Origin of the sequence: Mesorhizobium japonicum MAFF 303099 (assembly GCF_000009625.1) — a bacterium.
Classification (GTDB): Bacteria; Pseudomonadota; Alphaproteobacteria; order Rhizobiales; family Rhizobiaceae; genus Mesorhizobium; species Mesorhizobium japonicum.
In genome coordinates, this window is record NC_002678.2 from 887063 (window position 1) to 905920 (window position 18858).

The 18858-nt window shown below is 62.8% G+C and carries 19 protein-coding genes; 6 read left to right on the forward strand and 13 right to left on the reverse strand.

Going from position 1 to position 18858, the window contains the following annotated elements; genetic code table 11:
* Nucleotides 1-187: 187 nt before the first annotated feature.
* The gene (locus MAFF_RS05400; RefSeq protein ID WP_048894779.1) at nt 188-1039 is read left to right on the forward strand and encodes a hypothetical protein; all 852 of its coding nucleotides are present in this window, start codon (nt 188-190) and stop codon (nt 1037-1039) included.
* A gap of 213 nt (nt 1040-1252) precedes the next feature.
* On the opposite strand, the gene MAFF_RS05405 is transcribed toward MAFF_RS05400, so the two are convergent.
* Complete coding sequence (locus MAFF_RS05405; RefSeq protein ID WP_044547800.1) at nt 1253-1837, reverse strand: GDYXXLXY domain-containing protein; 585 nt, start codon at nt 1835-1837, stop codon at nt 1253-1255.
* Entirely contained in the window at nt 1834-2952 is a 1119-nt protein-coding gene (locus MAFF_RS05410) for a DUF2157 domain-containing protein (RefSeq protein WP_010909874.1), read from the reverse strand. Before MAFF_RS05410 ends, MAFF_RS05405 begins: the two co-directional genes overlap by 4 nt.
* Before the next feature lie 234 nt (nt 2953-3186).
* On the opposite strand from MAFF_RS05410, the gene MAFF_RS37085 reads away from it, so the two are divergent.
* The 3 genes from MAFF_RS37085 to trmFO all read left to right on the forward strand — a co-directional run bounded on the left by MAFF_RS37085 (nt 3187) and on the right by trmFO (nt 5506).
* Nucleotides 3187-3327: a DUF1127 domain-containing protein gene (locus MAFF_RS37085; RefSeq protein ID WP_013531315.1), complete on the forward strand. Its 141-nt coding sequence runs from the start codon at nt 3187-3189 to the stop codon at nt 3325-3327.
* A 49-nt stretch (nt 3328-3376) separates the two neighbouring features.
* Nucleotides 3377-3517, forward strand: a complete 141-nt coding sequence (locus MAFF_RS37090) for a DUF1127 domain-containing protein (RefSeq protein ID WP_013895120.1) — start codon at nt 3377-3379, stop codon at nt 3515-3517.
* Nucleotides 3518-4087: 570 nt separating this feature from the next.
* The gene (trmFO, locus tag MAFF_RS05415; protein WP_010909876.1) at nt 4088-5506 is read left to right on the forward strand and encodes a methylenetetrahydrofolate--tRNA-(uracil(54)-C(5))-methyltransferase (FADH(2)-oxidizing) TrmFO; all 1419 of its coding nucleotides are present in this window, start codon (nt 4088-4090) and stop codon (nt 5504-5506) included.
* Nucleotides 5507-5511: 5 nt separating this feature from the next.
* Here the strand turns inward: trmFO and MAFF_RS05420 are convergent, their stop codons facing one another.
* The 6 genes from MAFF_RS05420 to yajC all read right to left on the reverse strand — a co-directional run bounded on the left by MAFF_RS05420 (nt 5512) and on the right by yajC (nt 11183).
* Nucleotides 5512-6462 carry a sterol desaturase family protein gene (locus MAFF_RS05420; RefSeq protein ID WP_193364006.1) on the reverse strand — a complete coding sequence of 317 codons (951 nt, stop codon included), beginning with the start codon at nt 6460-6462 and terminating at the stop codon, nt 5512-5514.
* On the reverse strand, nt 6462-6890 hold the full coding sequence (locus MAFF_RS05425; protein WP_044547803.1) for a hypothetical protein: 429 nt from the start codon (nt 6888-6890) through the stop codon (nt 6462-6464). Before MAFF_RS05425 ends, MAFF_RS05420 begins: the two co-directional genes overlap by 1 nt.
* 79 nt (nt 6891-6969) lie before the next feature.
* Nucleotides 6970-7818, reverse strand: coding sequence for a phytoene/squalene synthase family protein (locus MAFF_RS05430; protein WP_044547806.1), 849 nt, complete (start codon nt 7816-7818; stop codon nt 6970-6972).
* Nucleotide 7819: 1 nt separating this feature from the next.
* Nucleotides 7820-8212: an Mth938-like domain-containing protein gene (locus tag MAFF_RS05435; RefSeq protein ID WP_010909880.1), complete on the reverse strand. Its 393-nt coding sequence runs from the start codon at nt 8210-8212 to the stop codon at nt 7820-7822.
* Between the two features lie 28 nt (nt 8213-8240).
* Nucleotides 8241-10790 (reverse strand): protein translocase subunit SecDF, encoded by a 2550-nt coding sequence (gene secDF / locus MAFF_RS05440; protein WP_010909881.1) that lies wholly within the window; start codon nt 10788-10790, stop codon nt 8241-8243.
* Between the two features lie 51 nt (nt 10791-10841).
* Nucleotides 10842-11183: a preprotein translocase subunit YajC gene (gene yajC, locus MAFF_RS05445; RefSeq protein WP_010909882.1), complete on the reverse strand. Its 342-nt coding sequence runs from the start codon at nt 11181-11183 to the stop codon at nt 10842-10844.
* 292 nt (nt 11184-11475) lie between these two features.
* Between yajC and MAFF_RS05450 the strand changes: the two genes are divergently transcribed.
* Entirely contained in the window at nt 11476-12366 is an 891-nt protein-coding gene (locus MAFF_RS05450; protein ID WP_010909883.1) for an ATP-binding protein, read from the forward strand.
* A gap of 27 nt (nt 12367-12393) precedes the next feature.
* On the opposite strand, the gene MAFF_RS05455 is transcribed toward MAFF_RS05450, so the two are convergent.
* Nucleotides 12394-13218 carry a helix-turn-helix domain-containing protein gene (locus MAFF_RS05455; protein WP_032930533.1) on the reverse strand — a complete coding sequence of 275 codons (825 nt, stop codon included), beginning with the start codon at nt 13216-13218 and terminating at the stop codon, nt 12394-12396.
* A gap of 111 nt (nt 13219-13329) precedes the next feature.
* On the opposite strand from MAFF_RS05455, the gene MAFF_RS05460 reads away from it, so the two are divergent.
* Nucleotides 13330-14220 carry an SDR family oxidoreductase gene (locus tag MAFF_RS05460; RefSeq protein WP_010909885.1) on the forward strand — a complete coding sequence of 297 codons (891 nt, stop codon included), beginning with the start codon at nt 13330-13332 and terminating at the stop codon, nt 14218-14220.
* Between the two features lie 128 nt (nt 14221-14348).
* On the opposite strand, the gene MAFF_RS05465 is transcribed toward MAFF_RS05460, so the two are convergent.
* From MAFF_RS05465 to serS, 4 genes are all read right to left on the reverse strand, one after another.
* On the reverse strand, nt 14349-15896 hold the full coding sequence (locus MAFF_RS05465) for a peptidoglycan DD-metalloendopeptidase family protein (RefSeq protein ID WP_010909886.1): 1548 nt from the start codon (nt 15894-15896) through the stop codon (nt 14349-14351).
* Between the two features lie 177 nt (nt 15897-16073).
* The gene (locus MAFF_RS05470) at nt 16074-16727 is read right to left on the reverse strand and encodes a protein-L-isoaspartate(D-aspartate) O-methyltransferase (protein ID WP_010909887.1); all 654 of its coding nucleotides are present in this window, start codon (nt 16725-16727) and stop codon (nt 16074-16076) included.
* Nucleotides 16724-17482 (reverse strand): 5'/3'-nucleotidase SurE, encoded by a 759-nt coding sequence (surE, locus tag MAFF_RS05475; protein WP_010909888.1) that lies wholly within the window; start codon nt 17480-17482, stop codon nt 16724-16726. Before surE ends, MAFF_RS05470 begins: the two co-directional genes overlap by 4 nt.
* Entirely contained in the window at nt 17482-18786 is a 1305-nt protein-coding gene (gene serS, locus MAFF_RS05480; RefSeq protein ID WP_010909889.1) for a serine--tRNA ligase, read from the reverse strand. The genes surE and serS overlap by 1 nt, the downstream gene beginning before the upstream one ends.
* Nucleotides 18787-18858 lie beyond the last annotated feature (72 nt).

The following is an 18858-nucleotide window of genomic DNA, read 5'->3' on the forward strand; positions in this document are numbered from 1 at the left end:
GCGGGTAGTTTCTCTAGTTCTGGCGGTAGGGTCAATTGTCGCGGCAGCAACATGTAAGGTTGAGGCCCTAGAATACACGCCTGTTTCATCTCCAGGGCAGCAGCCGTTTCTTGTTGTTTCCGGCGAGTTCAAAGACCATGAACCCCTGAACGCCTTTAGCAACGCAGTTGTGAACAGCGGGGCCAGGATGATCGTCTTCAACTCCCCCGGCGGCAACGTCGGCAGCGCGCTTCGGTTGGGGCGTATGATCCGCGCGGCAGGGTTGGATACGCTTCAGCTTCGCCAATTGCAGTGCGCTTCAGCCTGCTCACTGGCCTTCCTGGGTGGCGTCCACCGTGTTGCCGAACCAGGTTCAATCGGCATTCATCGGGCTTGGTTGAAATCGGTTGACGGGATGTCCAGAGAAGAAGCAAAGGCCCGTGTCCAGCTCGGAACGGCCGCAATCACATCCTACGTGGTCGAGATGGGAGTGGACCCTGAGCTGATGGAATTGGCTTCGAGCTATGACAAGCATGACATAAGATACCTATCGGCCAGCGAGATGGCAGAGTTGCGTGTGACCAATGTCGCAGCGAACCAATCGCCCGCAGATACATCGCAGGTGTCGACGAGGCCAGATCCTGCGCCCGTGCCAGTGCCTGCACCCGACGCCAGGCAACAGGTGGAGAGCGCTGCGGTCGCCTTCGTCAAGGATCTGATCGAGCATCATGGCGACAACGACGATTTCGCTCTTGCTCAAGTTCAGGCGTCCTACGCTCGCACGGTCGACTATTATGGCAAGTTGACGAACCTGAGTTCGATCATTCAGGACAAGAGGAACTATTACCGGCGATGGCCAGAACGCATATATAACGTCCGCAATGACAGCATTGTGGTCACCTGCGCAAACGATCGCTGCATGGTTTCGGGCATCTATGACTGGGTTGTGCGCAGCCCCTCGATACACAAGCAGGACAAAGGCGCGTCAAACTTTAGCTACACAATATCGACTGGTCCCTATCCCAAAATCATCGCCGAGACGAGTAAGGTCCGGAGTTGATCAGCGGAGTTCTTCATCCCTGGGTCAGTGAACTTTCTTGCAAAAAATCTGTTTGGCTATTTCGTACAGTGGCACACGCGCCCTCCGGCGGGGTACCACAGTTGGTACAAAATGAGTCCGCCCCGGTTCCGCGCTACAGCAACGCTTGTACGGCAAGGCCCTTGATTTAGGGGGCTAGTCTTGATTTGCACCGATGACGGGCATCCATCGTTATTAATATAGCGGCTCTTCGAACAGCGTCTTGTCGCCGTCGACCAGTGCCTTGATCTGCGCGGTGCCGTCGCTGGCGAGCGCAAGCCTTATCCCGAACGGGCGCACCCGCATGTCGCTCTGGATCGCCATCCCCTCGCCTTCCGGCAGGTAGAAGCGCTCGATGCCGTAGTCCGGCGCGATGGTCATGCCCTCGCTGCGCAGATCCCAGCCTTCGGCGACATGGCCTGCAATATCAGCCTCGTCGGCCGCGGCCGTCGTCGGCGCCTTGCCGAACCAGGCAGTGGTCGGTGTCCAATAACCGTCGGCGCCCTTTTTCAGCCGGACCACGATCGACGTATCGTCGCTGGAGAATTTGCCGGCGGGAATGTTGGCGATCATTTTCACCGGAATGCGTGAAATGGCGTAGCCGAGGATGATATAGTCGCCGCGCAGCAGATCGCGCGGATCGACGGGTTCGATCTTCAGCAGCAGTTCCTTGCCGTTGCGCAGGATCGCCGCCCGGCCGGCGATGATCCAGCTCAGGAACCCGATCTGGACAAGTGCCAGCACCAGCGCCGAGATAACAAGCTTCTTTCCGGTCATCATGCGGTGGCTCCCCCCGTTGCCGGACCCTTCATGCGTTTTTCGACGCGGATGATGATGATCGCCAGGATGCCGAGCAGCACCGCGGCGGCAAGGAAGAAGCCGGCCGTGTCGAGCATCGACTGCAAGGTCACGACATAGATCATGGCGAGTTCGAAGGCGAAGCCGAGATAGGCAAACCAGCGCAGGCCGCGGCTCTCCCGTCCCGCCAGCACGATGGCGGCGACGATGCCGGCCAGCGCGACGACCGAGGCAATGGCGAAGCCGTTGTTGTAGGTGCTTTCGTCGGCCAGTTCGAATTGGATGATGGCGAGCCCGGTTAGGAAGCCGAGCAGCGCATGCAGGGGCAAGTAACCGCCGAGCTGCATGATCCTGTCGACCGGTTCCGGCGCGACGACGGAAGCCGCGAAGAGCGCGGCGGAGACGATGACCAGAGGGATCGCCACCGGCAGCGTCGCATGATTCCCGGCCAACAGCACGAGATAGAAGAGCAGCGACAGGATGATCAGGTGCCGCGCGGCCTGGCTGCGGGTCCAGAACGAGACGGCGAACAGCACGATGGCCATGGCGACGAAAGCATGCGGAAAGTTGTTGCGGCTGTAGTAGTCGAACCCCTTCAAGAACAGCCAGACGTCGGCGATGCCGACCGAAGCGACGGTCAGCGGGTTCGACCGCAGCGCGACCGCCGCCAGCGCCGTACCGGCGCCCCAGGTCACCAGCGCGGAAGCCTCGTCGCCGGACAGATGATACATCTGGCCGATCAGCGCGATCGAACCGCCGAAGGCAGCGGCAGCCACGATCCACAGCGCTTCGCCGATCGCCGCGTGGTCGCGCGTCTTCAGCACCGCGCCGCCGACATAACCGCCAAGGATGATGGCAAACAGCGCCGAGACCCGCGCCAGCCGCGGGATGGCATCCCAGTTGGCGGCGACGAAGATCAGGATGGCCGCGCCAAACAGCAGGGCCGCCATCATGGCCAGGATCGAACCGAAGCTCAGTGATTTGCGCGTATTGGCCTCGACGTCTCGCGTCAGCGCACCGGCCGTGGCGGCGTCGATCAGGCCTGCCTGAAGCCACCGCGCAATGTCGGATCTGACCCGTGTCGAATAGCCCGCCATGCCCTGCCTCCCCCGCTAGGTCGTTTTTCAGCCGAACCAGCCAAACCGTTGACGCCACGGCACTTTCCGATTCTGGCTTCTTTGTGTCAGGTCCGTGAAGGCGCGTTAATGTTGCATTGCACAATTTGCATTGCTGCCATGCAGCCATAGCGCTTTTAAATCGATATGAGCCCGCCTATTTATGGTTCGTACACAAACGGAATGATCCGCAAGAAAGACGAAACGAGAACTACCATGAACCTGATCCGCAACTATCGCAACTGGCGCCGCTACAGGGACACCGTGTCCGAGCTGAGCCGCCTGAGCAACCGCGAACTGACCGACCTCGGCATCAGCCGCAGCGACATTCCTTACGTCGCTCGCAAGGCGGTCTAATTCTTTGGACCGCGAATGGTCCGAACAAGTTTCTGAAAAGAGAACGACAATGAACCTGATCCGCAACTATCGTAACTGGCGCGTATACCGCGAGACGGTTACCGAGCTGGGTCGCCTTTCGAACCGCCAGCTGCATGATCTCGGTATCGTCCGCGACGAAATCAAGATCGTCGCCCGCCGGGCGATCTAACGGAATTTCGCTGGGGTCGACCTCCTCCCCGACCTCCAGCGAACGGTCAGCCCTTATCCTCCTCCCGAGGGTTGGCCAACCAAACGGCGCCCGCCGCACCTCCTCCCGCGGCGGGCGTTGTTTCCCCGGAGCGAACGAAATTTGCTCCAAAGGGTTTCGCCCCTTTTCAAAACGCGAAAGAGATTTCGTCAAAGCCGACCTCCTCCCCGGCAATGACGAATAGGCCCAACCTTCACCTCCTCCCGAGGGTTGGCCAACCAAACGGCGCCCGCCGCACCTCCTCCCGCGGCGGGCGTTGTTTCCCTGGAGCAAAACGAATTTTGCTCCAAAGGGTTTTGCCCCTTTTAAAAAATAGCAAAAGAGATTTCGTCAAAGCCGACCTCCTCCCCGGCGATGACGAATACGGTCGATCTTCACCTCCTCCCGAGGATCGACCCCCAAAACGACACCCGCCGGACCTCCTCCCCCGGCGGGTGTTGTTGTTTTCAGAGCAGGCTTTTCGATCAAGCGTTTCCCGTTACCGCCGCACGGCAATTGCAATCGCCGCCCCAAGCGATTATTCCGGCGCTCATGAGCAAAAATCCCATCCACATCATCGGCGGCGGTCTCGCCGGTTCCGAAGCTGCGTGGCAGGCCGCGCAAGCCGGCGTTCCCGTGGTGCTGCATGAAATGCGCCCGGTTCGCGGTACGGACGCGCACAAGACCGACGGCCTGGCCGAACTCGTATGTTCCAATTCCTTCCGTTCCGATGACGCCGAGAACAACGCGGTCGGCCTGCTGCACGCCGAAATGCGGCTGGCCGGCTCGCTGATCATGAGCGCGGGCGACGCCAACCAGGTGCCGGCCGGCGGCGCGCTGGCCGTCGACCGCGACGGTTTCTCCGATGCCGTGACGAAAAAGCTCGAGGCGCACCCGCTGATCAGCATCCAGCGCGAGGAAGTGTCCGGCCTGCCGCCGGCGGACTGGGACCAGGCGATCATCGCCACGGGACCGCTGACCGCCCCATCGCTTGCCCGGTCGATCGCCGAAGCGACGGGCGCCGATGCGCTCGCCTTCTTCGACGCCATCGCGCCGATCATCCATTTCGACACGATCGACATGGACACCTGCTGGTTCCAGTCGCGCTACGACAAGGTCGGCCCCGGCGGCACCGGCAAGGACTACATCAACTGTCCGATGGACAAGGATCAGTATCTTGCCTTCGTGCAGGCGCTCATCGACGGCCAGAAGACCGAATTCAAGCAATGGGAAGGCACGCCCTATTTCGACGGCTGCCTGCCGATCGAGATCATGGCCGAACGCGGCGTCGAGACGCTGCGCTACGGTCCGATGAAGCCAATGGGCCTGACCAACGCGCACAATCCGATGGTAAAAGCCTATGCCGTCGTCCAGTTGCGGCAGGACAATGCGCTGGGCACGCTCTACAACATGGTCGGCTTCCAGACCAAGCTGAAGCACGCCGAGCAGGTCCGCGTCTTCCGCACCATTCCGGGCCTGGAAAACGCCGATTTCGCCCGCCTCGGCGGCCTGCACCGCAACACCTACATCAATTCGCCGACCTTGCTCGACCAATCCCTGCAGCTGAAGTCGCGCCCTGGCCTGCGCTTCGCCGGCCAGATCACCGGCTGCGAGGGCTATGTCGAAAGCGCCGCCATCGGCCTCCTCGCCGGCCGCTTCGCCGCCGCCGAGCGGCTCGGCCAGGCGCCGTCGCTGCCGCCGCTCACCACGGCCTTCGGTGCGCTGCTCAACCACATCACCGGCGGCCACATCGTCTCCGACGACGAACCGGGCAAGCGCTCCTTCCAGCCGATGAATGTCAATTTCGGCCTGTTCCCGCCGGTGGAAGCGGTGAAAATCGAAGGCAAGCGCCTGCGCGGCAAGGACAAGACGGTGGCAAAACGGCACGCCATCACATCGCGCGCGCTGGGCGATTGCCGGCAATGGCTGGGCCTGCCGGCGCCAACAGAAACGGCCGAAGCGGCGGAGTAATTCCCCTATTCCGCCGGCTCGACATTCGCCGTCGGCAGTCCCGGCTTGCCAGCCTCACCCGGATTTCGCCTGACATAGGCAGCTTTCAGGCTCTCCGAGGTTTCGCGCGAGCCGTCATGGCTCCAGCCTGGCGGCTTGATCAGGTAGTTCAGCCGGTCGCTCAAGATCAGCCCCGGCGCAAACGCATCGCTGAACATGCCGATCCATTCGTGGAACGCCACTTTCAACGGGTTGAAGGTGCCCAGATTCTTGACGATGCCGTAGCGCGGCCGGTCCTCTTCCAACTCCTCGACGAATGTGCCGAACATGCGGTCCCAGATGATCAACGTGCCGGCATAGTTGGCGTCGAGATAGCGCGGGTTGGTGGCGTGGTGGACGCGGTGGTGCGAGGGCGTGTTGAAGACGAATTCGAACCAGCCCCACATCTTGCCGATAGTCTCGGTGTGGATCCAGAACTGCCAGACCAGGTTGAAGCCGAAGGTGAAGGCAATCACCGCCGGGTGAAAGCCGAGCAGCACCAAAGGCGCCTGCAGCACGAACATGAAGGTGAACAGACCCGTCCAGCTTTGCCTGAGCGCCGTCGACAGATTGTAGTGCTGGCTGGAGTGATGGTTGACGTGCTCGGCCCACACCCAGCGCACCCGGTGCGCGATGCGGTGGTAGACATAGTAGCGCAGATCGTCGAGCAGGAAGGCAGCGAGGAACACCCAGACCGACAGGCCGAGATTGAAGACGCGGAACTGCCACAGCCACAGCAGCGCCCAGTAGGAGACGACGCCAAGCAACAGCCCGGCGACGACATTGCCTGTGCCCATCATCAGGCTGGTCAGCGTGTCGCGCGTCTCGAACGAGCCCTTGGCGCGGCCGGTGCGCACAAGCCAGAGCTCGATCAGGATGGCGGCGACGAAGAACGGAATGGCCAGCTGGGTGACCTGCGGAAAATCATAGCTGTCCATCACGCGGCCTCCTTGGCGGCATGGCGTGCTTCAAGAGCCTTCAGCAAGGCCTGCGCATCGCCGGCATTGGCCAAGTGGAAGCGGCCGCCCTTCCAGGTGAAGTCGGTCAACCGCATCAGAATTGTGTTCGCCTCGTCGGAACTGGACACCGAGACGTCCGCAGCCGTGACGATACGCGTCAAAAAGCAGTCGCCAATGCTGTGAACGATGCCGGTTCGCCCTCGTCCAAGGTCCAGGAATGCCGTTTTGGCGTTCGCCGTCAGGCGGATCGCTGTCGCCACTTCATCCGGAAAATCCTCGGCGAAACGGCGCAACGCCTGATCGGGATCGGCCAGCGTGGCCGTCTTGCTGCCGCCGGTGAAATGCACCGCGGCAACCGACAGCGCTATGCCAAGGACGACGATCGCGACCAGAACGGGCAAGCTCATGGATTCCCTCCGGGCCGGCCTGTCATCTCTGGCGACAGTTCCCGGCACGGCCGAATCCTTAGCACGATTGACGTTTACGTCAAAGTGCCGGCCAGCCCTTGCTTGCCCGCCGCACCAGCAGCCAGTGCCGGCGCAAGGCCGACAGCCGCGCGACGCCATCGAGCGTCGATTGGCGCGCCCCTTCCGTCCTGTCGAGATAGGCGCGCGACAGTGCCAGCGGCAGGAATGCCGGACGCAGCGATGCCGGCAGCTCTGCAGCGCCCTGCTCGAAAGCGGAAAGATGTTCGCGCGCCAGCGCTATCATCGCGGCCACCGCGCGCTGCGCACCCGGCCCGCCATCGCCGGCAACAAACTCCTCCGGCGACGACCCCGCCGCCGCCAGTATATCGGCCGGGACAAAACACTGCCCGCGCTTGCGGTGCAGCGGCAACAGAAGCAAGAGCCCGGTCATGGCCTGCGCACAGCCCGCCCTGCCCGCCAATTCGGCAAAGCGGGGCGCCTCGACGGGATCGAGCACCATCGCCGCAAGCTGGATGAGCGCGGCTGCCGTCTCGCCGCAATAGCCTTCCAGGTCGGTGCGCGACGGCATCGGATCATCATAGAGATCGAAGATGCGCGCCTCGAGCATGTTGTCGAACGCCAGTTTCGGCAGGTGGTGGCCGGAAATTGTCGCCTTCAGCGCGTCGGCGACGGGATGGCCGATGGCTGCATCATTGTCGGCTGCGATGAGGTCACGCCACCATTGCAGCCGCACCTCGCCCGGTAATGCTTCATGGATGCGATCGCGGATGCCGGCGATTTCAGCATTGAAAGCGTAGAGCGAAAACAGCGCTTCGCGCTTGTCGGCCGGCGCATAGAGTGCCGTCAGATAACGGTCATGATCGGCGGCGCGCACCGCGTCCATGACGATTTTGGCATTTTGCGACATATCAATCGACGGCGATGAGCGCGGCGGCCGCGGCGCGGTCTTCCGCCAGGAGGACATTGTAGGTCCGCACCGCAGCCCCGGTCGACATCGGGTCGGACGCAATGCCAGCCTCTTTCAGCGCCGCCCGCAGCGCCGCTGGCAGAGGCCGGAGATCCTTGCCCATGCCGACCAGCAGGATCTCGACCTTGTCGGCTTCGGCCAACAGTTTTTCGAAATCCACCACCGTCAGCGCTGAAGCGTCCGACGGCTCCCAGCCATGGATGCCGGATGGCAGGCACAGCAGCGAGCCGCGATGCGACATGTCGGCAAAGCGGAACCCGCCATTGCCATAGGCCTCGATCGGCGCGCGGCCGGGGAAATGCGCCTCGCGGATGACGATGCCTTTGCCGGTCACTACTCTGTCACCCCTTCGGGGCCGCGCGTCAGGTCGCGACCGCCTTGCCGCCGTTGACCGGCTTCTCCTCGTCGGCCGAAGCCTGCGGCCGCAGCTTGAACAGGATCAGCAGCGGTGCCGCGATGAAGATCGAGGAATAGGTACCGAAGACAACGCCGAACAGCATTGCCATGGTGAAGGAGCGGATGACTTCGCCGCCGAACAGCACCAGCGCCAGCAACGCCAGGATCGTCGTCACCGAGGTCAGCGTCGTTCGCGACAGCGTCTCGTTGATGGCGTTGTTCAACAGCTGCGGCAGCGGCATTCGCTTGTATTTTCGCAGATCCTCTCGGACGCGGTCATAGACCACGATCGTGTCGTTCAGCGAATAGCCGATGATGGTCAGGATCGCCGCCAGCGACGACTGGTTGAATTCGAGCCCGGTGATGACGAAGAAACCGAGCGTCATGACCACATCGTGCACTGTCGCAACGATGGCGCCGACCGCGAACTGCCACTCGAAACGGAACCAGACATAGACCAGGATGCCAACCAGCGCGACAAGCATGGCGATGGTGCCTTGCTTGGCCAGTTCGCCGGAAACCGTCGGCCCCACGACTTCGACGCGGCGGAAATCATACTGGTCCTGCAACTCGCCGCGTACCTTGTCGATGACCGTCTGCTCGGCATTCTCGCCGCCATCCTGCGTGCCGACGCGGATCAGCACGTCGTTCGGCGCGCCGAACTGCTGCACCTGCACTTCGCCGATGTTGAGCTCCATCAGCCTGGCGCGGATATCGCCGAGATTGGCGTCGCCGCTCTTGGACTTCACCTCGATCATCGAGCCGCCCTTGAAGTCGATGCCGTAATTGATGTCGACCGTCATGAACAGCACCACGGACAGCACCGACAGGAAGCTCGACAGCGCGAACGTCCAGCGGCGGATACCCATGAAGGGGATCTTGGTGCCCGGCGGAATGAAGGTCACCGGCGCCTTCGGCAATTCCTTCGGACGGGCGCGGCGCAGCCAGATCGACACCAGCAGGCGCGTGAAGGTGAAAGCGGTGAACACCGTGGTCAGGATACCGATGGCGTAGGTGATGGCAAAGCCCTTCACCGGGCCGGTGCCGAGATAGAACAGCACCACGGTGGCGATCAGCGACGTAACGTTGGAATCGACGATGGTCGCCAGCGCCTTCGAGAAGCCGGTGTCGATCGCCTGGATCACCGAGCGGCCAGCCCGTCGTTCTTCACGGATGCGTTCGTAGATCAGCACGTTGGAATCGACCGCCATGCCGATGGTCAGCACGATACCGGCAATACCGGGCAAGGTCAGCGTCGCCCCAAGCAGCGACAACAGGCCGACGATCATCGCCACGTGCACCGCCAGCGCGATGTTGGCGAGGAAACCGAGGAAGCCGTAGGCGACGAACATGAAGGCAACGACGAGGATCGAACCGATGATGCCGGCCACCTTGCCGGCATGAATCGAATCCTGGCCAAGGCCCGGACCGACAGTGCGTTCCTCGATCACCGTCAGCGTCGCCGGCAGCGCACCGGCTCGCAAAAGCACGGCCAGATCATTGGCGCTCTGGGCGGTGAAATTGCCTGAGATCTGGCCGGTGCCGCCGAGGATCGGTTCACGGATCTGCGGCGCCGAGATCACCTGGTTGTCGAGGATGATGGCGAACAGCTTGCCAACATTCTGCGAGGTCGCCTGGCCGAAGCGGGCGGCGCCCTTCGAATCGAAGCGGAATGAAACCACCGGCTCGTTGTTCTGCGAATTGTAGGTCGCCTGCGCGTCGACGAGGTTTTCGCCCGAAACGATGACGCGGTTTTCGATCAGATACGGAACCGGCGGATCGTCCTGCGAATACAGCACCGACGAGCCCGCGGGCGGGCGCCCCTTGAGCGCGTCCTGCACCGGCATCGACTGGTCGACCATCTGGAAGGTCAGCTTCGCGGTCTGGCCGAGGATTTCCTTCAGCCGCTGCGGATCCTGCAGGCCCGGCACCTGGACAAGGATGCGGTCATCGCCTTGCCGCTGCACGATAGGCTCGGTGGTGCCGAGTTCGTTGACGCGGCGCTCGACCACTTCGATCGACTGCGCCAATGCGGTCGATGTGCGGTATTTGATACCAGCGTCGGTGACGGTGAACTTGAGCAGACCCGGCTCGGAATCGTCCAGCGACATTTCCTGGATGGAGCCGCCGGAGAATAGGCCAGCGGCAACAGGATCGGTCAAGGTCTTCAACGCCTTTTTCGCAGCGTCGAGCTGGGCCGGATCCGTGATGCGGACCTGCAAAGTGCGCCCGGTGCCGGCAAGGCCGGTATAGCCGATCTTGGCATCACGCAGCAGCGTGCGGATTTCGTCGCGCGTCGTCTCCAGCCGATCCTTGATCAGATCGTTCTGGTTCATCTCCAGCAGGATGTGCGAACCGCCCTGCAGGTCGAGGCCGAGCGTCATCTGCCGCTTCGGCACCCAGCTCGGCAGCTGGGCCAGCGTGCTGGCAGGGAACAGATTGGGCGCGGCGAGGATCACTGTGATGGCAACGGCCACCCAAATCAGGATCATCTTGAAGCGCGAAAAATACAGCATATGGCGTCGTCCGTCAGAGCGTGTCCGCGGATCGCTCCGCCTTGAATTGGGTTATTTCTTGGCGTTCTGGTTGGCCACCGGTTCGCCCTTGACGCGCACATCGGCGATCGTCGAGCGCAGCGCCGTCACCTTGGTGCCACCGCCGAGGTCGATCTCGAGCTCGTTGTCGTCGATCACCTTCGTCACCTTGCCGACGAAACCGCCGCCGGTGACGACCGTGTCGCCGCGGCGGACCGCCGCCAGCATCTCGCCGCGCTTCTTCAGCTGCGTGCGCTGCGGGCGGATGATGAGAAAATACATGATCACGAAAATCAGGACAAACGGCAAAATGCTGATGAACATATCGGGAGAGGCGCCGCCAATGCCTTGGGCGTATGCCGGTGTCACGAACATCGAGGTACTCCTGAATTTTGAAAAACAGCCGCCAAACCGAGTGCTATGAAATTTGGCGGCTCCGTGAAATTTGGCCGGAATATAGTCGGTAAAGTTGTCAATGCAACTGCGCGACCGACCAAATCGGCTGCTTTTCCGGCCTGTTCGCTCGTGTTAGAGCATGATCGCGAAAAGCGGGAGCCGGTTTACCGAAAAGATCACGCTCGAACAAAAGGTTGGGACCGGTTTCGAACCCGACGGATTCGAACGTGTCCCACCTGCCCGCCCCAGGAAACGAGCCAAAAGACCTGAAATGACCGACAGCACCATCGACGCCCTCAACAAGAAACTTGACCGCCTGATCGAGGCTGTCGGCCGCCTCGCCCCGCCGCCGGTGCCTGAAACCGACCTCGCCGAGGCCGACTGTTTCGTCTGGCAGGCGGATCCCGGCTATCTGGAGCCGGTGCGCAAGGTCAACCGCGTCGACATCGGCCTGATCCGCGGCGTCGACCGCGTCCGCGACATCCTCGTCGACAATACCGAGCGCTTCGCCGCCGGCTTTGCCGCCAACAACGTGCTGTTGTGGGGCGCGCGCGGCATGGGCAAATCGTCGCTGGTCAAGGCCGTGCATGCCGAGATCAATGCCAAGTCCAAATCACAAAAGGCCAAGTCCGACCTGCCGCTCAAGCTGATCGAGATCCACCGTGAAGACATCGACACGCTGCCGAAGCTGATGGGTCTGCTGAAGGCCGCGCCCTTCCGCGTCATCCTGTTTTGCGACGACCTGTCCTTCGATCATGACGACACGTCCTACAAGTCGCTGAAGGCGGCACTCGAAGGCGGCGTCGAGGGCCGTCCGGCCAATGTCATCTTCTACGCCACCTCGAACCGCCGCCATTTGCTGCCGCGCGACATGATCGACAATGAGCGCTCGACCGCCATCAACCCGTCCGAAGCGGTCGAGGAGAAGGTCTCGTTGTCCGACCGGTTCGGCCTGTGGCTCGGCTTCCACAAATGTTCGCAGGACGAGTATCTCGAGATGGTCAACGCCTATGCCAGCCATCATGGCCTCGACATCGACCCCGAGCAGCTGCGCGCGGAAGCGCTGGAATGGGCGACGACGCGCGGCAGCCGCTCGGGCCGCGTCGCCTGGCAGTTCACGCAGGATCTGGCCGGGCGGCTTGGCAAGCCGCTCAAGGATTGAGCCACCGCCAAAGCAAACTTCAGGATGTCACTTGGGCGGCCGCGCCCGTCGTACGTCGCGCGGCGTTTGGCCAATCTCGCGGCGCATCCAATGCGCCAGATGTGACTGGTGCGCAAAGCCGGTCAGTTCCGCGACCTCGCTTGTGCTGAGATCGCCTCGCTCCAGCAGAAGGCGCGCGCGTTCGACGCGGCGTCGCAGCACGTAGCGATGCAGGGTGACGCCCGTCGCCACCTTGAACCATGTCCGCAGATGCGAGCTGCTCGCCCCGGCAACCCGGGCCAGTCGATCGATCGAAAGCGGCTCGTGGAGAGCGGCCTCGATGTGCTCCAGGACGCGCTTGAGCTGGGTATCCGACAAGCGGTTCGTCCGTTCGATGTCTATATCGTCGTCGACACCAAGCAGCCTGACCGCCAGCGCGGCGCCAATGCTGTCGGCAAACAGGGAGCCGCTCGGTGCGCCTGCATCGAGATCGTTCTGGAGCGCGCGAGCGAGATGTTCGATGCGCTGGTCACGAAGCAGATGGCGCGTGTCGAGCCGCGATACCAGCGCCCTGCCGCCAAGTTCCGCCGCCACCCTCTCCATCAGGGCCGGCGGCAAGACGATCTCGACCGTGTCGAACGCGGTTTCAGCCTCGAAGCCACCCTCCTCGCCAGCCGGCACCAGGTCGATATCGCCGGCGCGCCTGACGAAATAGCGCCCAACCTGATTGCAGTAGGAGCGTGTCGCCGCGCTTGCATGCACCATGACGCGATGGTGCGGCGCCCGCGGCAGACGATGCACGCCTGCCTCAATGTGCCGGGAGATCATTGCGACGTCGGATGGGGATCGGGCCGGAGCGAATTGTGGACGCATGCTCTCTCGATTCATGGCGAAACCTGTTCAAGATTTGGCAATTCCCGCGCGATTTTCAATGCAGCGAAACTGTACGCACGCCTCTCCATCAAACTTGGAAGAGAGGTTGCCATGAGTTTCTATGTTGTTGTCGGCGCAGGCCCGGTTGGACGCGAGACCGCGCGCCTTCTTGGTGAGGAAGGACATGATGTCGTCCTCACCAGCCGAAGCGTCGGTTCGAACGCGCTGCCGAACGTGCGGACCGTACAGGCCGATGCCACGGATGCCTCGGAACTGTCGCGTATCTGCCGGGGTGCCGATGCCATCTTCATGTGTGCCATGGCCGCATATCATCGGTGGCCGACCGACTTTTTCCCCATCATCGACGGCACCGTGCGCGCGGCCGAAGCGGTCGGCGCCAAGCTCATCGTGCTCGGAAACCTCTATGGTTATGGAGAAAATGCCGATAGCCCGCTTCGCTCCGACCTGCCCCTGGACCCGACTTCGAGGAAGGGAACCGCCAGGACGATCATGTGGCAGCGGGCGGTTCGAGCCGGCATACCGGCGATCGAAATACGCTCCAGCGACTATCTCGGACATGGGGCGATCAGCTACTTCTCACTGATCGCGCTGCCCGCCATCATCGAGGGCAAGCCTACCGCCTTCATCGGAGACCTCGACGCAACCCACGCCTGGGCCTTCACCAAGGACGTCGCGAGGACACTTGTCGCGGCGGCCCTTTACAAGGGTGAGTGGGGACGCGCGTTTCACGTTCCCTCGCAATACGCCTCACCCCGGGAGCTCATCCAGAAAGCCGCGGCGATGCTGGGACAAGAGGTTTCAGGGACACTTTCCTATTCCGTCCCCGAGATCGAAGCCTTGGGCATGCATGAGGCCATCGAGATGAGCTATCTATTCGAGAAACCTTTGCTGGTTGATGCCTCCGATACCGAGGCGCTTCTGGGCGTGAAGGCCAGCAGCCTCGAAGAGATGATCGCCGACACGCTCCGCGATCATCTGTGAACCGTGCGGGCGGGCTTTGCAGCAACTGAAAAAGCCCGCTCCTTGCGGGGCGGGCCAAGCCGGCGGGCCGGACTGGAGGTCAGACGTCCCGCAAAAATCGCTTTCTTCTTCTATTCGAGATAGCCGGACTATTCGAGATAGCCAGAGGGGTCGACCGGCGCCGAGTTCTTGCGCACTTCGAAGTGCAGCTTCGGCGAGTCCGTCGTGCCGCTCATGCCCGACAATGCGATTTCCTGGCCGCGCTTGACCTTCTGGCCGCGCTGCACCTCGATCGAGCTGGCATGACCATAGACGGTGACCAGGCCGTTCTCGTGGCGCACCAGCACCGTATTGCCGAATTCCTTGAGCCCGTCGCCGGCGTAGATGACGACGCCGTTCTCGGCCGCCTTGATCGGCGTGCCCGAGGGCACGGCGATATCGACGCCGTCCTTGCCGGATCCGAAACCGGAGATCACCCGGCCGCGTACCGGCCAGCGCATCTTGCCGATACCCGTGGCATCGGGCGCCACCGCTTCGTCGTCCTCGGCCTGCTGGATGACCTTCGCGTCCTTCTTCGGCGGCGTATAGGATGCAAGCGTTTCCGACGGCGTGGTCTTTGCCGGAGGCTGCGTGGTTGCCGTGGTCACCGGATCGACCTTCGCCGGCTTGGAGCTGGCGACAGTCGCGGTTCCACCCGCCGGTACCTTCAGGGTCTGGCCGATCTTGAGCAAGCCATCCTTCATGCCGTTGGCCTGCTTCAGCGCAACGACGCCGACTCCGGTCTTCCTGGCGATCGAGGACATCGTGTCACCCGACTGGACCGTGTAGGTGCCGCCGGCGCCGGTTGCCTTGGCGACCTGCGCCGGCTTGGGCTCCTTGGGTTGGCTCGCGGCGGCCGAAGCGTCGACCTGCGCGGCGGACTTCCCCTCCTTGAGCTTCGGCTGCTGCGGCAGGACGGCTACCTTGTCCGGCGCGGTGGCCGGCAGGTCGTGCTTGCCATCCTTCGCCGGCCCGTCCTTCAACTGCTTGGCGTCGGCGACCTTCGGCTCGGCCTTGCTCGAATAGGCATAGGCAGGGATGACGATCTTCTGACCGGTCTTCAGCCCCTTGGTCGGGCTCAGGCCGTTCACCTTCATGATGACATCGGCCGGCACTTTGTAATGCGCGGCCAGGCCGGAAATGGTCTCGCCGTCCCTGACGACGATTTCGGTCGCGTGCGGCCTGCCCGCATCGGCCACCTTCGGCGCGTCGGGCTGGGCATTCTTGAATGGCTTGGCAGCCGGCTCGACGGTACCGGTTGTCGTCCTGTCGACATGAGGAGCGGGCCGAACCATGGCCGGCGCCGAGGCGACACGCACCGGATTGGCGGCAGGCGCGAGCGCCGGCGCGGGTTGCGCCTGGGCTGAAGCGGGCGGCGGCAATGGCCGACTCGAAACCGGCTCGAGGCTGGAGCGGCTGACCGACTGCGTGTGGCTGCCGTCGAGCGGCGCGGCCGAGACATCGCCCGGATAGGGCTGCACGGCATCCTGCTTGTTGATGATGGCGCGCTGATTGTTCGTCGAGGAAGTGAAGACGTCGTCGACACTGTTGAACCGCGAAGCCTGGGAACTGCACCCGGCCGCCGCGCCCGCAATCATGAGAACAGCGCAGCCCCGCGCCAGATTGCGACTGTTTGTCTTCAAAACACTGAGTTGCATCGCACTAACCCGCACAAACTCTGCACCAACTGGATCGGATTAAAGCGCGTTAATGTTACTGGTCGGTTAACCCATTAGAATCCGACGAAAATTTTCTTAAAACATTTGGGGATAGCTGGCCGCATGGATCACGAGGCCGAACAGCTGTTCAAACGCGGACCAGTGCTCTGCCGGAAACTAGATGACCGCCGCGACGCTGCGCAGGATCGGCTGCAGCCGCACGAGGCCGATATCCTCGCGCTCGAAACGGCTGCCGACCTTGGTGAGCTTGGCCAGAACCTGCTCGCCCTCTTCCGGCCCGATCGGCGCGATGACGATGCCGCCGCTCGACAATTGGTCGAGCAGGAAGCGCGGCAGGCTGTCGAAGGCGGCCCAAGCGACGATGCGGTCGAACGGGCCTTCGGCAGGCAGGCCGCCGGAGCCGTCAGCCTGGCGCACGATGACATTGCCGATGCCAAGCGCCTCGAAACGCTGCCTGGCCTGCTCGACCAGGGTCTTGTAGCGGTCGATGGTGACGATCCGCGCCGCCAGCCGCGACATCACCGCCGCCGTATAGCCGGAGCCGGTGCCGATCTCGAGCACGCGGTTTCCCGCTTCGATGGCAAGGGCCGCGATTACCGCCGCCTGCATGTCGGCACCTTCGATCGCCTCGCCGCATTCGATCGGCAGCATGCGGTCTGACCAGGCGAGCTGGTGGAAGTGGGCCGGCAGGAAACCGCGCCGCGGTGTTGCCTCGAAAGCCGCGATCAGCGCCTTCGGCACGGTTCCCCTGCCGCGCAGGCGCAACAGGAAAGCGGCAAATCCTTCGCGGTCATCGATTGGCAAATTCATGCAAGCGCCTTGCTCAGCTGGTCACGGATCTCATGCGCGGTAAGGTCGAGCTGCAGCGGCGTCACCGACACCAGACGGTTGCGCAGCGCATGGAGGTCGGTGCCTTGCTTGCCCTCGACCGGCTCGCGGCCGAAGCGCAGCCAGTAGTAAGGCAGGCCGCGCCCGTCACGGCGCTCATCGACCCACAGGCTATGCACGAGTTTGCCTTGCATGGTGACCACCGTGCCAACGACTTCTTCGGGAAGGCAGTTGGGAAAATTGACGTTGAGCAGCACGCCGTCCGGCAGCGGCGTCGCGACGAGCTTCTTCAGCAGCGCCGGCGCCAGCGCCTCGGTGGTCTCATAGGGAACGATGCGATCCTCGCCGACATAAGAGTAGCCCTGGCTAAGCGCGATCGAGCGAATGCCGAGCAGCGCGCCTTCCATGGCGCCGGCGACGGTTCCCGAATAGGTCACGTCGTCGGCTATGTTGGCGCCCGAATTGATGCCGGACAGGATCACGTCGGGCGCGCCAGGCAGGATCTTCTTCACGCCCATGATGACGCAATCGGTCGGCGTCCCGCGCACGGCGAAATGCTTCTCGCCGATCTTGCGCAGCCGCAGCGGCTCCGAGATCGACAGCGAATGCGCATAGCCGGACTGGTCCTGCTCCGGCGCCACCACCCAGACATCGTCGGAGAGTGTACGCGCGACGCGTTCGAGCGACGCCAGGCCCTCGGCGTGAATGCCGTCGTCATTGGTCAGAAGAATGCGCATTACTTCGCTTCGATCTTTGCCAGACCGCCCATGTAAGGCCGCAGCACTTCAGGAATGGTTACGCTGCCATCCTCATTCTGGTAGTTTTCGATGACGGCAATCAGTGCGCGGCCGACAGCGGTGCCCGAACCGTTGAGCGTATGGACGAAGCGGTTGCCCTTGCCGTCTTTGTCCTTGTAACGGGCGTCCATGCGGCGTGCCTGAAAATCGCCGCAGACCGAGCAGGACGAGATTTCGCGATAGGCATTCTGGCCGGGCAGCCAGACCTCGATGTCGTAGGTCTTGCGCGCGCCAAACCCCATGTCGCCGGTGCACAGCACCATGGTGCGGAACGGCAGTTCCAGCCGCTTCAGCACTTCCTCGGCGCATTGCGTCATCCGCTCATGCTCGGCCAGCGACGAATCCTGATCGGTGATCGACACCAGCTCGACCTTGTAGAACTGGTGCTGGCGCAACATGCCGCGCGTGTCGCGCCCGGCCGAGCCTGCTTCCGAACGGAAGCACGGCGTCAGCGCGGTGAAGCGCAGCGGCAGTTTTTCATGCGCGGTGATTTCCTCGCGCACCAGATTGGTGAGCGGCACCTCGGCGGTCGGGATCAGGCCAAGCCTGCCCTCTCCGTGTGGCGTGAAGAACAGGTCCTCCTCGAATTTCGGCAGCTGGTTGGTGCCGAAAAGCACCTCGTCGCGCACCATCAGCGGCGGGATCACTTCCTCATAGCCATGCTCGGTCGTGTGCAGGTCGAGCATGAACTGGCCGATGGCGCGTTCCATCCGCGCCAGGCCGCTTTTCAGCACGGTAAAGCGCGAGCCCGACAGCTTCGCCGCGCGCTCGAAATCCATCATGCCGAGCGCTTCGCCAATCTCGAAATGCTCCTTCACCCAGTTCGACCGGGTCGGCACCTTGCCAACGATGTGCTTGACGACATTGTCGTGTTCGTCCTTGCCGACCGGCACATCGTCGAGCGGCACATTGGGCAGCACCGCCAGCGCGTCGGTCAGCGCCTTGTCGAGCTCGCGCTCGCGCGCCTCGCCATTCTGGATGAAGGTTTTTATATCGCCGACTTCAGCCTTGAGTTTTTCGGCAAGGGCGGCATCGCCCGAACGCATGGCGTTGCCGATCTCCTTCGAGGCAGCGTTGCGGCGCTCCTGCTTGGTCTGCAGTTCGGTGACGTGTTCGCGCCGCGCCTCGTCCCTGGCGATCAAATCATCGACCGTGGACTGCGCCTCGCCGGCCGACCACGAGCGCTTGGCCAGCGCCTCGACAAGGGCCTTCGGGTTGTCGCGAATCCATTTGATGTCAAGCATAGTTTGAACGCTCCTGAGCTAAGCTCCGAGGGCGTAAACCGCATCCTTGACCGATGCAAGATGAGGCTGGGT